The following is a 14,529-nucleotide window of genomic DNA, read 5'->3' as shown; positions in this document are numbered from 1 at the left end:
TATAAGGGGTATCCATTTAGCTCCACATAGCGTATAACTACTGGATGGATATCCATACTTTATCCCCGATTGCCGGCAAAGACTACCCCCAAAATTGGAATGCATTCCTGGACTGGTTTTCCACTGAGGATGCCTGTCTTGCTTATCTCGAAAAACTCCGTTGGCCAGAAGGCTTCGTGTGTCCATCCTGTGCCCTGGCGGGGAAGCCGCATAGAGCGAATCGCGGTCGATTGATTTGTCGCCACTGTCGTTATCAAAGCTCTGTTACTGCCGGTACGATTTTTAGCAAGACGAGAACACCACTCCGAGTGTGGCTGGCGGCAGCATGGTATCTGACCAATCAGAAGCAAGGTGTAAGCGCGCTTGGCTTGCAGCGGGTATTAGGCTTGGGAAGCTACCAGACAGCCTGGATGATTCTGCATCGGTATCGCCGGGCGATGATCAGGCCGGGTAGAGAAAAACTGCACGGTTTGGTCGAGGTCGATGAGACCTATCTGGATATGACTGATGGCCGGCCGGGGGATAGAAGCAAGCGGAAAAGCCATACACAGCGCGTACTTATCATTCTTGCGGTGGAGATAAAGGAGCCCCAAGGCTTCGGTCGGATTCGCTTGCGTCGCATTGATGATGACACGAAGGGTAATGTCCTGCCCTTTATCCAGAACTCAATAGAAACCGGCAGCCATGTCCGCACCGATGGCGCGGGTATGTATGTGAAGCTACATGAGCTCGGTTACCAGCATGATCGAAAAGTCATGCTGGGTTCGGAAACGCCTGCACATACCTCAATGCCGGGCGTACACCGTGTCGCTTCACTGATTAAACGCTGGCTACTTGGCACCCATCATGGGGCTGTTCGGCCCGAACAACTTGACGCTTACCTTGATGAGTTCGTGTTCCGATTTAATCGCCGTTCTTCAAGATCGCGAGGGATGTTGTTTTACCGATTGTTGCAGCAGGCTGTTGCAACTGAACCGGTGACTTACGAGAACGTCGTTGTGAGGAAGGCTAAGGAGGAATAAATGAGAGGTGGAGCTAAATGGATACCCCTTATGTATATACAGTATATCCCGATATCTCCTTCCTGCCAGTGAAATGGCCCTGTTATTCGTCGCGAAGAAACCTGATTTCGAAATATTGTTTTAAAAACAATAGGTTAGAGAGTGGGCTAAAATGGGTGGGCGTGATAGACGGCCGCCCGATAATATTTATTATGAGGCCGCAGGCCTCATAAACAGGCTGTTAGCAGTCCAAGGAAACGTATGAGTCAATCTGAAATGAAAGAAACATCGACATTCGTTAGGGTATTGATTTCAATATTCTGTCTGCTGTTGGCGGCGATGGTGATATTCAACTATGTCTGGGTCGAGCCGCAAGGCGAGTTGAATAATGGAATTGTATTTCTTCTTTTTCTGCTGCTCGTACTTGTTCTGGCTGAGTCATTCGATAACTTCTCTCTTGGTAAATTGCTAACCATATCCCGGGAAGTAAGAAAGAAAGAAAAAGAAGTACAAACACTTGAGAAAAAGAATAACGACCTTTTATCCCAGCTAATTTCTGTCACGAGCAATAACACACAGAATCAAAGCCATACCAATGTGTATGGCGACTATCACGCGCCACCGACTGTAACCAAAGCATCGGACGAAGAGGTAGAAGAGAGCAAAAGCTCTGAGCAGCCACCTGCGAGAGTAGAATCTTCAACGCCCACCCGAGTTAGCTATAACTGGCGGGAAGCCGAAAAGCTTTCCTTGTCTAAGTATTTGGCGTCAAAAAAGATTCATCAGTCCAATGTCATAACTGAAGCTAAACTGACAACGCAATTTCATGGCATTGACCCCGTGAGTAATATCCAGCCAATTTATGATGCTTATTATAGAGATGACGACCACGAAGTTTTTGTAGAGTTTAGGCCAAATAGAAGCATTCCATTCATGTATCGAGATCGCCTCTATGTAATGCTTAGCAAAATATCCCACTACAAGACGACGAAAAAGGTTAATGCTTATCTTGAATTGGTCCTGATGAACACTCCAGAAGAGGAGCCTTCAAGGAATGGTGGTTCCGATAGGCTTTTGGAATACTTCGAGCCTGCCATTGCAAGTGGCCTACTTCGTATTAGTGAAATTGAATTCAGTGAGCAAGAGTTGACAAGCATCAAGGAGTGATACTGCTAACAAGCCACTGCACACGGAAATTTTACTCGCTGCGCTCCTAAAATTCCGGTGAGTGGAGCGTTAGCTTTTTTAACCGGCACATATGTGTCAACAACAACCTTAAAAAGGAAAATGAAAATGATGAAAAAAGGATTGGCGATTGGACTTACTCTCGCTATTGGGATTAGTGGCTGTGCTAATTTAAAACAGGAGCCAGTTGCCAAAAAAGTAGTTACTTTTACTGATCAGGATAAAATTTCTATTGTTTTACCAAAAGTTGAAAGTAGTTCCGCAAAAGAAGTGTTTTCTAAAATAGGTGGCCTTTCTTATTCCAAATACCTTGAGAATGGGAGCGTCAGATTTATCAATAACTGGGAATCATCAGAGAACAGTTTTAAAGTAACTCGCTCGGCTTGTGGGTGGGTTTCTGGGAATTGTAATTTCTTAAGAAATTCAACTGTAACAATAGATGGTTCACTCGTTCTGGAAAATACAGATGCAAGCTCAAAGATTGTTTTATATCCACAAAAATATAACCAAGATACAACCAGTAACTTCCTAACAGGTCAACCGCACTTTTCATGGTTAGACCTAAGCAGTAAAGACTTAAAAGAAACATTGAGTAGCGCTGGTTATCCTTGGAAATTTGAAGTTAATTCTGAATTTCCAGGTGATGCTGTTTATGCCAATTTTCAAAGATTATCTAGAGCAGAAAAGTCCTCAGGTCAAGGCTATACAGATGACGTTACTGGTAAAATTTTTAAGGAACGGTTTTGGCTAAAAGTTGGAACCTCTGATATTCCTGTAACGATTGAAACTTATCCTTATCGAAACGGTTCAAAAGTAATTGTAAATGCAAAACTTTCTCCTGTTGTATCAGGCAACGAGCTTAATTATGTAGAAGCTATTAAGCTGCTAGAACAGAGAGTTAAAGAAATTGTTAATTCTTAAAAATTAAGCTAACAAGTGCCACCAATCGGACTTGGGTAAACTGCCACCGTTTTTGCAAAAAAAGACGCAAAAACGCCGCCACTTTACCCAAGCCGTTGTGGCAGGCGTTATGCACACATGGAGTTAAAGTATGGGAATCTTTTCATCAAAAGATGAGAGTTGTGTTGTGACACCCAAAAATATTTTGGATGAAAAATATTGGTAAGTGTTACTGAAAGCATTCCGAATAAAGGTGTTTCGGAATTCATTGGCCCGGTTTTCGCTGAAAAGGTGTTTATGCCTACAATGCGAAAAACAGAGGAGCATTTCACCAAAATACGCGAAGAAGTTCAGTACCTTGCAATGGAAAAAGCCTTAGAAAAAGGGGCAAATGCTATATTAGGTTTCCGTGTTTCCTTTGCCCCCTATCAGGCTCAGGGAAGTAGCTGGGGTGTGTCTATGGTGGTCGCATCTGGTAATGCAGTAGTGGTGAAGTAAATGCATAACAAAAATGTCAAACATCGCTACATGCCTACGGCATTCCGCTGGACTGCGCTCCCTTGCCGCCGGTGAGCTTGGTCGTTAAATGTCAAAGGAGATATCGTGCGTAACATTCAGGAAGAAATGCTGACCGGCGATATCAAATCCTCGATGGGTTTTGTATCCGCGTCTAAGTGGATAAAGATGGGATTGGCCTGCTTGGTTGTATTTGCGTACTTTACGGATGCAACGTGGCTAACTGATGTCATTGTATTCTCCGTTGTTTTGTCGCTAATCCTCCCGCTCGGATTCTTCGATGTATTCATTCAGAAGTTGCTGGAGTACAACACCATGAAAGTTGAAGAACGCCAAGTACTAAATGCCAATGAAGCCAACGAGCATTTTGAAAAGCTATACAAGAAGGTTGGCAGGTAATGCCATTTAACAAGTTGCTGTTGTCGCAGCGCAAAAGACGCGCTGCTGGGACGCCTTCGCTGGCGCTCCGGCGCCCCAAAGCAAGGCGTCACATTTCCAGAGAGTTCTAATGTTAATTAATAGAGCGGCGATAATTTTAAAGGCAACTCAGGAAGCTGTAGATTGGGTAAATGATGTAGATCCGTATCCAGATAGCGAGCCACTAACACTGGGACAAGTAAGAGAGGACTGCTTGGTTTATCTTGTTCCGGAGGAAGTCGAAACGGATACTCACGCCAGCATCTGGGCATTAAATAACGCGGAAATACTCCTTGAGGAGTTTATGCATGGCTGGTACCAAGATGAAACCTTATGGCCAGAGAAATATGGCCCCAATCTATTTGAAAAATGGTTCATTGTTGAATACCACAGCATCGTCATAGATACCGTTGATGAGAAAATTCTTAAAGAAGAAATTTAACAAAGCAGTGAACCCGACCGCCCAAAGCTGCGCTTTGGGTTCCCTCCGCTTCGCTCCCGCGAACGGGTTACTGCGGCGTTATGTTTCTTAGAGCCTCTGCGAAATGAGAGTAAGGCACTTCGCATCGAAGAGTATAAAAATCGGCTTCGCTCTTGAGTGGGAGTCGATTATTACAGAATTGTTCATAGCGTTTCTGCTCGGCGTATTTGCATTTATGGGGTGCACGGCTAAGATTCCCCTCCTGCTTTTCCCCTGCGCAATTGCAGCGGTGGTGTGTTTTATTGCGACTGTCCTGAGGGCCTGCATGGCTGTTAAAGATAAAGTCGAGTCATTACAAAATCATGAGAAGCAGGAGTAATATTTCGAGAAGGTGAAGAAACATAACAATGGCAGGAAGTTGCCGCCTGAGTTTTGTTGCTTAAGGATGTGAGTGAGGCGGTCGCAAGATGTACGTACCAAGCCAGTTTCAAGAAGATGACCTAAACGCGCTGCAGCAGTATATCCGCGACTATGGATTTGGCCTGCTGATTGTTGCTGATGATGAGGGTATTGAGGCGAATCATGTGCCTTTTTATCTGACCTCAGATGAGGATGGCGGTCAGGGAACGCTTCAGTGCCATCTGGCTCGCGGGAATCCGGTGTGGAGGCGTTTGCAGGGCGGCGCTCGGGTGCTGGTGGTGTTCCAGGGGCCAGATGCTTACATTTCGCCGTCACTGTATGCCACCAAGGCGGAAACCGGCCGGGTGGTGCCTACCTGGAATTATCTTGCTGTTCATGTCGAGGGCAGGGCGCGTGTGGTTGATGACGCAGGGTGGCTGACGGCGCATCTCCATCGCTTAACTGATCAGCAGGAGCGCGTGATGAGCGCGCCGTGGTCTGTCGATGACGCGTCAGAGGATTTCACCGATCGGCTGATTGCCGCCATCGTCGGTGTGGAGATCACGATTGAGAGCTTGACCTGTAAGGTCAAGGCTAGCCAGAACCAGCCAGAGAACAATCGTGAGTCGGTGAAAGCGGGTCTTGAGGCCGCTGGCGGGGAGTCCCAGCGAGCCATGGCGATGCTCATACGCTGAGAAGATTTATTGGCTGATTTTCGGTTTTCGGTATCTTTTTTTATCGGTCTCGTCGGCCCCTCGTCAAGTACGCTGGCTTGGCAGTTTGTTCTCCCTCAGACCCAGCACAAGCCATCGGCAAGTCAGTGTAGAGTGCTGGCATCTATTCGCCCTTTATTTCTACGTTTATTCATCGTCTTCCCCTTCGTGATAATGGCTCGCGGCATCCTTTTTGATACTGAAGTTGATACTGATTATCATTTTGGTTTAGTATCTGCGCCAGATCCATTGACCTCAATTTGACGTGGCCGGAGTGTTCGCTCCGCAGGCTGACACGACAGGAATGATTTATGAAAATCTTCAATCGCGGCATTCTCGCTGTCTCTGTAGCGGGAGCGATTTCGATAAACGGCGCGCATGCCATCGCCGCTGAAGCGGAAGAAAGCCCCGTTCAGGTATCAGGGCGAGCGGACCGTGGGGATATTGAGACGGTTCATGTTTACGGAGAGCCTGAGAAGACGCGTACCGCAACAAAGCTTAATTTGACGATACTCGAAACGCCTCAGGTGGTATCGGTGATTTCGCGTGACCAGATTGAGGATTTCACTCTGCGTGAAGTGAACAGCCTGTTGCGATACGTGCCAGGTGTCACGGTGGAAGAGGTGGAGACGGGCCGAACGTATTACACCGCGCGGGGCTTCGATATCGTCAATTTCCAATATGACGGCGTTGGTGTTCCGTTCTCCTATGGCCTGACGCAAGGCCATGATGATTCAGCGATTTATGAACAGGTTGAGGTGGTCAAAGGGGCGACCGGTTTAACAACGGGGCTCGCCAATCCCTCTGCGACAATTAACTATTTGCGGAAACGGCCTACTGAAGAGTTTCAGGCAATGGCACGTGCCTCTGCCGGGAGCTGGAGCCAGTATCGCGTCGATGGAGACGTGTCGGGCACGCTCATCGAAGACAGGCTGACCGGGCGTCTTGTGGTTGCCCGCGAAGATGGTGATTCCTATCTGGATCGCTACAGCAAAGAGATGCAGATATTTTATGGGGTGATTAGCGGTGCGATTACCGAATCCAGTCGCTTCACCCTTGGGCATACCGTTAACGATAGTTATACGGAAGGGAATTCGTCAGGGGCATTGCCGCTTTTTTACAGTGATGGTTCGTTGACGGATTACGATGTTTCAACCAATACCGCTCCGAAGTGGGCCTATCAGGACGTACAGCAAACACGTAGCTTCCTGGAGCTGGAGCAGGATTTAGGTGAGCGTTGGGTATTGAAGGGTATCTACACGCGCCATGATCAAGACAAGGAATGGCAGTCGTTCTATTTGGCTGGTGCGCCAGACCCGGATACCGAAGTGGGGCTTACCGCTCATGCCAGCCTGTATCAGGCCAATGATAAAGAAGACATATTTGACCTGTTTGTCAGCGGCAGCTTTTCATTTCTGGGGCGCGACCACCAGTTGGTTGTCGGCGCGAATATGGCTGAAATCAAGCTCACCGGACGCTCTGTTTACACGCAAAACTGGAACTACGATCCTGTCGGCGGTGATTGGGCAGATGGCGCGACACCGCGCCCGACATTCGATGTTTACGATGCGGCGTCTCAGTCCACCGATATTGATCAGGAGCAAAACTCCTTCTATATCTCGACACGCCTGTCGCTGAGTGATGCGCTCTCGGTTCTGCTGGGTGGGCGCACAGTGGATATCGAACAGGACGGGGTAAGCTACGGGGCGCCTCAGGATGTCTCCGACAATGAAACCGTTCCTTATGTCGGTGTGACCTATGAAGTGCTCGACGGCACCATGCTGTACGCCAGCTACAGCGAGGTCTTCAAGGCGCAAACCTGGGTCGATGCCAACTTGGCGCCGCTGGGGGCCGTGCGAGGCGAGAGTTCTGAGGTGGGCGTTAAGCAGGAGTTTTTTGACGGACGTGCGGTACTGACCTTTGCGCTGTTCGAGTCTCGGCAGGAGAATTTTGGCGAATGGGTAGGCCGGGATAACACGTCTGGCTTGAATCTTTATCGCGGTGTTGAGTTTGAGAGCGACGGCTTTGAACTGGAGCTTGCTGGTGAGGTGTTGCCAGGGCTTAACATCAGTGCTGGCTACACGGAGGTCGAGGTCGAGGATGAGAACGGGAACGATACCCGTCGTTTCATTCCTTCCCAGCAGCTCAAGCTGGCTACTGCCTATAATGTGCAGGCCGTTCCGGGCTTGCGCGTCGGTGGCGGCGTCAACTGGCAGAGCAAAATTTACTATGGCGATACCGAAGTTCAGTCAGGTTATGCACTGATTGATGCCTTTGCGAGCTATAACCTGACCGAGACACTTACGCTGTCTCTCAATGTGAATAACGTCGGTGATAAAAAATACCGGCTGAGCCCGCAATGGGGGCAGGCGAACTTCGGTGCCCCGCGGAATGTGATGGGATCAATTACCTGGCGGTATTAATTCAATACATCGCCATACAGATAGGGCCTGACTGTCAGTCGCGACGGGGCTCAGACATAGGAAAATATGTCTGAGCCCCGTTTTCTCGTCATCGTTTGGATAAATTATGCGCGCATTTCTTACTCTGCTTCATCGATATTTCGGACTGACTATTGCTGTCTTCCTGATTATTACAGGGCTGACTGGCGCCGTAATTTCCTGGGATCATGAGTTGGATGAGTGGTTGAACCCTCATCTTCTCGAGGCCCGTACGCCGGGGACTCCGCAAAGCGCTACGCAGCTGGCCACGTTGATAGAGCAGCAATATCCTGCGGTGCAGGTTACCTACTATGAATTAGCTGCCGAGCCGGGTCACTCGTATTACTACTGGGTGGAGCCCAGAGTGAATCCAGAAACAGGAAAACTGTTCAAGCCCGGATTTAACCAGGTGTATGTGGACCCGGTATCCGGAGAGGTGTTAGGAACGCGTGAATGGGGCGCGGTGTGGCCGATTACCACCGAAAATTTTGTTTCGTTTCTCTATAAGCTGCACTTTAGCCTGCACATTCCCGAGTTTATGGGAACGGACCACTGGGGGCTCTGGCTGCTTGGGGTGATCGCGCTTATCTGGACGCTGGACTGCTTCGTGGCATTTATTCTGACCTTGCCAAGACGCAGGCGTAGCAGCGGAGAAGGTCTGCGAGCCAATGGAAGCCGTGGGCGCAACTACTGGCAGCGCTGGAAACCGGCCTGGAAAGTGCGCTGGCGGAATGGGCCTACAAAGCTCAACTTTGATCTTCACCGTGCTTTCGGTTTATGGACCTGGGTGCTGCTGTTTGTTATCGCGTTCACCGGTTTCTCCCTGAACCTTTATCGAGAAGTCTTCTTCCCGGCAATGTCACTGGTTTCTGATGTAACGCCAACGCCGATCGATGAGCGGGCACCAGCCCCGCACGATGCTCCCATCGAGGCCAGCTACGGTTTTGCACATGCGATTTCTCTAGGCCAGCAGGCTGCTGACGAAAAGGGTTGGTCAATGCCGGTTGGCAGCATCTGGTATGCCAGAGAATTTGGTATTTACCGGATTGAGTTTTTCGATGCGGAATCCGGGCACGGTGCCGGCGGCGTCGGTCACCGGGCTGTCTTTTTAGACGCGAAAAGCGGAGAGCTACTTGGCGATTGGCTGCCATGGCAGGGAACGGCAGCCGACCTCTTTGTTCAGGCCCAATTTCCCCTGCACTCCGGTCGGATTCTGGGCTTGCCGGGACGCATCCTGATCTCGGTGATGGGTGTTGTGGTTGCCATGCTGAGTGTTACCGGGGTGGTGATCTGGTACAAACGGTACAGTGCTCGCCGCAGTCGGCGGCGCCTCGCAATGGTTCTGCGTTCGTCGACGTAATCGCTGATCCGTGTTTGTTTCTCTAGCAACTGCCGCAGGCGCTCTTTGCTCTGCGCGCAGTAGCATTTCTATCACCGCTTGACGATGGCTATCCGTTTGTCGGTCGCTGAACCGCTGTCGACGACAATGCCGCGCAATGCCGTCTGTCACGAATCCGAGGCAGAGCACGCCCCGCTTTTGTGCTTCACTACTTACACGTTGAGATCCCAAGATCTTGGCGGTGATGTACGGCACCGGTTTTCTGCGAAGCATAAGGAGCGTGGTATGAAAGATTTTCCTGCACATTTTCAAGAGTTGAACGAGTGGATGGGCAAGCTGGGGGTGGAGATTCCCGAGGTGATGCAGGGCTTTGGGGCGTTGCACGAAGCCAGCCTGAAGCCCGGCGCGCTCGATACCAAAACCAAGGAGCTGATTGCTCTGGGTATCGCCATTACTGTCCGCTGCGATGGCTGCATCAGTTTTCACGTGCACGATGCCATGGAGGCCGGAGCGAGTCAGGGGGAGATTGCCGAGACGGTATCGGTGGCAATTCTGATGGGGGGGCGGTCCGTCTGTGGTCTATGGCATTGAGGCCATGCAGGCGCTCAGCCAGTATCAGGAGCGGGGGTAGTAATCCTTGCCTGCGAGGGGCGTCTCCCCTTGCAGGCGGTAGGCGGGACAATGGCGAATTCCAATCTCTGCCCGGCACTGTAGTTGGCAATCTCGATGAGCGACAAGGGGGCGCGTTAGTGCGTTGGCACCTCCCGACAAAATCTGTTCTCTGGGAACTAAAAGGCGCGGTGGACTTGGTTAGTCTATGGGCCAGCATTTGAAAGCAGTCTCGGAGACCTTATGACAGGCGAGCAAAGCCCGGTGGATATGCGCAATATCAGCTTTCTGGAGCCCTTTGGCGAGGCGGCGGCGCTGCCTCCCGAGTCTGTATCCTGGCACGTGTTCAAGAATCCCGTCGCCATGTTTATCGGCGGTATCACAGCAACGGTTCTGGAGCTGGCTGAACCGCGCATTCGTGCCGGGGTATGGGATCACACCAGTTTTCGCGATCAGCCATTGCCGCGCCTTAAACGCACCGGTTTGGCGGCAATGGTCACGGTCTACGGCGCCGAGTCAGTCGCCCGCAGATTGATTCGCGGCGTCAACCGCCAGCATGCTCAGGTAAAGGGTGTCGATGAGCATGGTCGCGAATATAAAGCCCTGCAAGCGCCGTTGATGAACTGGGTGCATACCACGGCGTCTTTCGGGTTTTTGCAGGCCTACTGCCAGTTTGTGTATTCCCTGCCGCAAGCGGACCGAGATGCCTTTTACTCGGAAGCGCTGGCGAGTGCGGCCATGTACGGCGCGCCGGGTTGTCCGCACAGCGAGCAGGAATGTGACGAGCACTTCAAGGCAATGCAGCCGCAGCTCGGCCCGACGCCGGTTATTGCGGAGTTTCTCGCTATCATGAAAGAGACGCCGGCATTGCCCGGTCTGCTGCGCCCCTTTCAAGGCATGATGATCCGCGCCGCGGTGTCGCTGATACCCGAGACCTTGCAGCAGCAGCTTCAACTCGAGAAAGCAGCCCGTCTGCGAGGTTGGGAGCGCCTTATGATTCGCTATCTGGGCTACTTGGGCGATCGCATTGTTATCAAGCAATCACCTGCTGTGCAAAGCTGCCAGCGTCTGGGTCTCGATCCCAAGTATCTCTATCGTTAGGCGTATCTCTATCGCTAGATTAGCCCTGCCGGAACATGTCGGCAGTTTATTCGGCAGGCCGCGTTACTTTTTCGTGGATTCTGTCGACGCCGGGCAGTATGGTTCCTGTGGCTGTGTTCGATTTATGACGCGGCCTGACCCTTGTCAGCAGGTTCCGAATGATATTTCACAAGCGTCCCTCCCGGTCCTCACACCGCAGTCGCGGTAAAACGCTGGGCGTCCCCGAACTGGTCGCGATTGCGCTGGGTGGCATGGTGGGCGGCGGTATCTTCACCATTCTGGGGATATCTGTCGCGATGGTCGGTGTGTTCACGCCGGTGGTTATTCTGGTGGGTGGCCTGATTGCGTCGCTCGCGGCCTACTCCTATATCAAGCTGGGTGTGTACTACAAGGATGAGGGCGCCACCTACTCGTTCTTCAAACGCACATTTCCGGGCTCGCCGTTTGCGGCCTCGCTGATCGGCTGGTGGATTATCTTCGGCTATATCAGCACGCTGGCATTGTATGCCTATACGTTTTCCTCGTATGCGATCAGCCGTTTTGCCTTCTCCGACAGCGAGATGGTGCGCAAGCTGGTGGCCGGTGCAGTGATTGCGGTCTTTACGCTGATTAATGTCTGGAGCGTGAAGGGCATGGGCAAGATCGAGGATCTGATGGTGTATACCAAGCTGGTGATTCTCGCGATTATTTCCTTTGTACTGATTAATAACAGCCAGACCACGCTGCCGGTATTGCTGGAGCAGCAGGGCGAGGTCAGTATGATCTCGGTGCTGATCGTCGCCTCGCTGACCTTTGTGGCCTACGAGGGTTTTCAGCTGGTGATTAACGCGGTGAACGAAATGGACGAGCCGGAACGGAATATTCCGCGCGCGATTTACTCGGCCATTTTCATCGCCATTCTGATTTACTTTGTTATTTCGCTGGGGGCCATCCTGGCGATTCCCTTTGATGAAATCATCGCCAATGAAGAGTATGCACTGGCGGCGGGAACCAATAATGTGCTGGGCCATTGGGGCACTGATCTGGTGGTGCTGGGCGCGATGTTAGCCACCAGCAGTGCTATCAGTGGAACGGTGTTTGGCGCGTCGCGACAGATGGCGGTGATTGCGGCGGATGGCTTTTTCCCGGCGGCGTTGGCGACGCGCAAGAACCGTATTCCCGTGTATGCGATCCTCAGCATGGCGGCGTTGGCGTTCGCCTTGATTCTTGCAGGCAGCCTGCAGATGATTCTGGAGTTTGCCAGCGTGACCTTCTTGCTGGTGTCGCTGTTGATGGCCTATGCCAACTTTCGTATTCGAGCGCAGACCCAGTCGTCACTGCTGGTGACCGTGATCGCGTTTCTGGGCTTGCTGGTGGGGACGGTGCTGATTTTCAGCTACGAATACCGGAACCAGCCCGAGCAGCTGGTTTTCATTGTCACGCTCTATGCGATACTCAGCGTCGGCTCGTGGTTTTTCTCGCGAAAGCAGCACCGCCGCCACCCATCCTGAATGCAGGGAACAGAAGGCTATGGACGATACGCTGGTTCGTTACGCGCACTTTGTCGGCATCATGCTGCTGGCTGCGATGCTGGTGGCGCAGAATCTCTTGCTGTCGCACCGCTTGCCACGCCGCGAACTCCGACGTCTGTTGTTGCTGGACCGGGTCTACGGTCTGGCGGCGATGATCATTCTGGCAGCAGGTTTGCTGCTTTGGTTGATGGTGGGCAAGGCGTCGGCCTTTTACAGCGCTAATCCGCTGTTCCACGCCAAGCTAGGCTTGTTTGTGCTGGTGGCCGTGATGTCCTTGTTTCCGACGGTTGCGCTGCTCAATTTGCAGCGACAGGCCAGCGACGTATTGGCGGTTTCCCCGTCAATCGTGCTGATTAAACGCCTGGAACTGCTGTTGCTGATGATCTTCCCATTGCTGGCGGTGCTCATTGCCAAAGGCGTCGGCAACGGCTGAATGGCCTTGCCGACGCCGTCGCTGCTCAGAAACTCAGGCTGAGACTCTCCCCGCTTTCCACGTCGACATACTCAATTTTGCTGGTGTTGAAATTCAAATCCACAAAGAGATGGCAGTAGTACTCGCCGTGGCGCCAGGCCATCGCCACACTGGAATCGTTGGAGTAGTTCAGTTCGAAGTGGCCGTCGAATGCCGGGTAATTGTTTCTGAAGCGCATGAGCGCCAGCAGGCGTTTGACGACGGGTTTCTCGACCTCGTCTTCCACCTCTTCCAGACTGTAGAAATGCCGGTTGATATCGCGCAGCTCGCCGGTTTCTTCCATCAGCTCGGGGTCGTTGCAACCGGCAAACAGGCCGACGTAATACACCTGAGGAATACCGGGCGTGAAGAACTGGATAGCGCGGGCGGCGATGTAGGCATCGTCGTTCTGCATCAGTGCATCGTAAAACGTACAGGTGAGCTGGTAGATGGCGCCGACACTGTGAATGTTCGCTGCCGAGCGACGCATGATCGGGTCGGCGCTGCGGGCATCGATGTTGTCGATCAGCACGCGGATTTTTTCGTCGGGCAGTACGCCCTCGACATCGGGAATGCAAATACCGTCGTGGGTATCGAGCACAGTGACCATATTGCGCGGACACATGCGCAGCCAGTTTTTCAGATAGACGCTGTTGGCGTCGAGCAGTGAATAGAGCAGCAGGGGTGGCAGCGCAAAGCCGTAGGGGTGCATATTGCGGCGCGCGATAGCGTACTGATAGCTGGTGTGGTCGTGCACTTCGGGCAGGCATTCGGCGCCGTGTTTATAGGCCACCTCGTTAATCCAGTCGAGGATACGGTAGACCTCGGGCTCGACCAGAAAGCAACTGGTGCCGATGCGCTTGGTGGTATAGCCAAAGGCATCCAGCCGCAGCAGTTTGACACCCTTGCCGGTAAGAAAGGCAATATAGCCTTCCATCAGTCGGTAGGCCAGTTCCGATTCGTAATTCAGGTCTATCTGCTGCTCGGTGAAGGTACACCACACGCGGGTGGTGTCGCCGTTGGCGAGCGTCACTTCGCGAAACGGTTCCTTCTCTTTGCGGATATGAATCTTCGCCATATCGTCCGGGCTGATGTCGCCAAACTTGTCGACGTGGACAAACAGCTCCGCGTATTCGGAATCGAAGCCCTTGGCAATGAAGTCGGTGAACTCCGGCGATTCGTCGGAGATGTGGTTGACCGTCAAGTCCACGCAGAGATCGTATTCCGCTGACAGCGCTTCGATATCATCCCAGCTGCCAAAGGCCGGATCGACTTCCTTGTGCGTCAGTGGCGAGAAGCCGTTGTCTGCATTTGACGGAAAGAACGGCAGAATATGCAGGCCGCAAATGGCGTCGGACAGGTGCGTATCCACCACGGTTTTGAGGTCTTTCAGATCTTGCCCAATGCGGTTGGGGTAGCAGATGAGTTGAATGCCGTTTCTCAGCGACATGATGTTCTCCCGCGTGTTATTGCTTGTTGTGCCGGGCGGTATGACGACCGCCCGGTGTTTCCGGTGCCTGGTAGA

At 51.9% G+C, this 14,529-nt stretch carries 14 protein-coding genes; 13 read left to right on the top strand and 1 reads right to left on the bottom strand.

Annotation, left to right across the window (positions count from 1 at the left end; genetic code table 11):
- Positions 1–44: 44 nt before the first annotated feature.
- The 13 genes from G411_RS0113260 to G411_RS0113195 all read left to right on the top strand — a co-directional run bounded on the left by G411_RS0113260 (position 45) and on the right by G411_RS0113195 (position 12,986).
- Entirely contained in the window at positions 45–1,022 is a 978-nt protein-coding gene (locus G411_RS0113260) for an IS1595 family transposase (RefSeq protein WP_022959703.1), read from the top strand.
- 240 nt (positions 1,023–1,262) lie between these two features.
- On the top strand, positions 1,263–2,168 hold the full coding sequence (locus tag G411_RS0113255; RefSeq protein ID WP_022959702.1) for a hypothetical protein: 906 nt from the start codon (positions 1,263–1,265) through the stop codon (positions 2,166–2,168).
- A 126-nt stretch (positions 2,169–2,294) separates the two neighbouring features.
- On the top strand, positions 2,295–3,107 hold the full coding sequence (locus G411_RS22150) for a hypothetical protein (protein WP_157581315.1): 813 nt from the start codon (positions 2,295–2,297) through the stop codon (positions 3,105–3,107).
- Positions 3,108–3,305: 198 nt separating this feature from the next.
- Positions 3,306–3,584 (top strand): heavy metal-binding domain-containing protein, encoded by a 279-nt coding sequence (locus tag G411_RS20440; RefSeq protein ID WP_037509349.1) that lies wholly within the window; start codon positions 3,306–3,308, stop codon positions 3,582–3,584.
- A gap of 105 nt (positions 3,585–3,689) precedes the next feature.
- The gene (locus G411_RS0113240) at positions 3,690–4,001 is read left to right on the top strand and encodes a hypothetical protein (protein WP_022959700.1); all 312 of its coding nucleotides are present in this window, start codon (positions 3,690–3,692) and stop codon (positions 3,999–4,001) included.
- Between the two features lie 109 nt (positions 4,002–4,110).
- Positions 4,111–4,461 (top strand): hypothetical protein, encoded by a 351-nt coding sequence (locus G411_RS0113235; protein WP_022959699.1) that lies wholly within the window; start codon positions 4,111–4,113, stop codon positions 4,459–4,461.
- Between the two features lie 446 nt (positions 4,462–4,907).
- The gene (locus G411_RS0113225) at positions 4,908–5,534 is read left to right on the top strand and encodes an FMN-binding negative transcriptional regulator (protein ID WP_022959697.1); all 627 of its coding nucleotides are present in this window, start codon (positions 4,908–4,910) and stop codon (positions 5,532–5,534) included.
- 329 nt (positions 5,535–5,863) lie between these two features.
- On the top strand, positions 5,864–7,975 hold the full coding sequence (locus G411_RS0113220) for a TonB-dependent siderophore receptor (protein ID WP_022959696.1): 2,112 nt from the start codon (positions 5,864–5,866) through the stop codon (positions 7,973–7,975).
- Positions 7,976–8,081: 106 nt separating this feature from the next.
- A complete protein-coding gene (locus G411_RS0113215; protein ID WP_022959695.1) occupies positions 8,082–9,353 on the top strand; it encodes a PepSY-associated TM helix domain-containing protein in 1,272 nt (423 codons plus the stop codon).
- A gap of 264 nt (positions 9,354–9,617) precedes the next feature.
- Complete coding sequence (locus tag G411_RS20435; protein ID WP_211218343.1) at positions 9,618–9,923, top strand: carboxymuconolactone decarboxylase family protein; 306 nt, start codon at positions 9,618–9,620, stop codon at positions 9,921–9,923.
- A gap of 261 nt (positions 9,924–10,184) precedes the next feature.
- The gene (locus G411_RS20430) at positions 10,185–11,042 is read left to right on the top strand and encodes an oxygenase MpaB family protein (RefSeq protein ID WP_022959694.1); all 858 of its coding nucleotides are present in this window, start codon (positions 10,185–10,187) and stop codon (positions 11,040–11,042) included.
- Positions 11,043–11,200: 158 nt separating this feature from the next.
- Positions 11,201–12,532 carry an APC family permease gene (locus G411_RS0113200; protein ID WP_022959693.1) on the top strand — a complete coding sequence of 444 codons (1,332 nt, stop codon included), beginning with the start codon at positions 11,201–11,203 and terminating at the stop codon, positions 12,530–12,532.
- Positions 12,533–12,551: 19 nt separating this feature from the next.
- On the top strand, positions 12,552–12,986 hold the full coding sequence (locus G411_RS0113195; RefSeq protein WP_022959692.1) for a DUF2214 family protein: 435 nt from the start codon (positions 12,552–12,554) through the stop codon (positions 12,984–12,986).
- Positions 12,987–13,011: 25 nt separating this feature from the next.
- On the opposite strand, the gene gtfA is transcribed toward G411_RS0113195, so the two are convergent.
- The gene (gtfA, locus tag G411_RS0113190) at positions 13,012–14,454 is read right to left on the bottom strand and encodes a sucrose phosphorylase (RefSeq protein WP_022959691.1); all 1,443 of its coding nucleotides are present in this window, start codon (positions 14,452–14,454) and stop codon (positions 13,012–13,014) included.
- Positions 14,455–14,529: the final 75 nt, after the last annotated feature.

The organism is Spongiibacter tropicus DSM 19543 (assembly GCF_000420325.1).
Taxonomy (GTDB): domain Bacteria; phylum Pseudomonadota; class Gammaproteobacteria; order Pseudomonadales; family Spongiibacteraceae; genus Spongiibacter; species Spongiibacter tropicus.
This window is presented reverse-complemented; position numbering and strand designations above follow the sequence as displayed.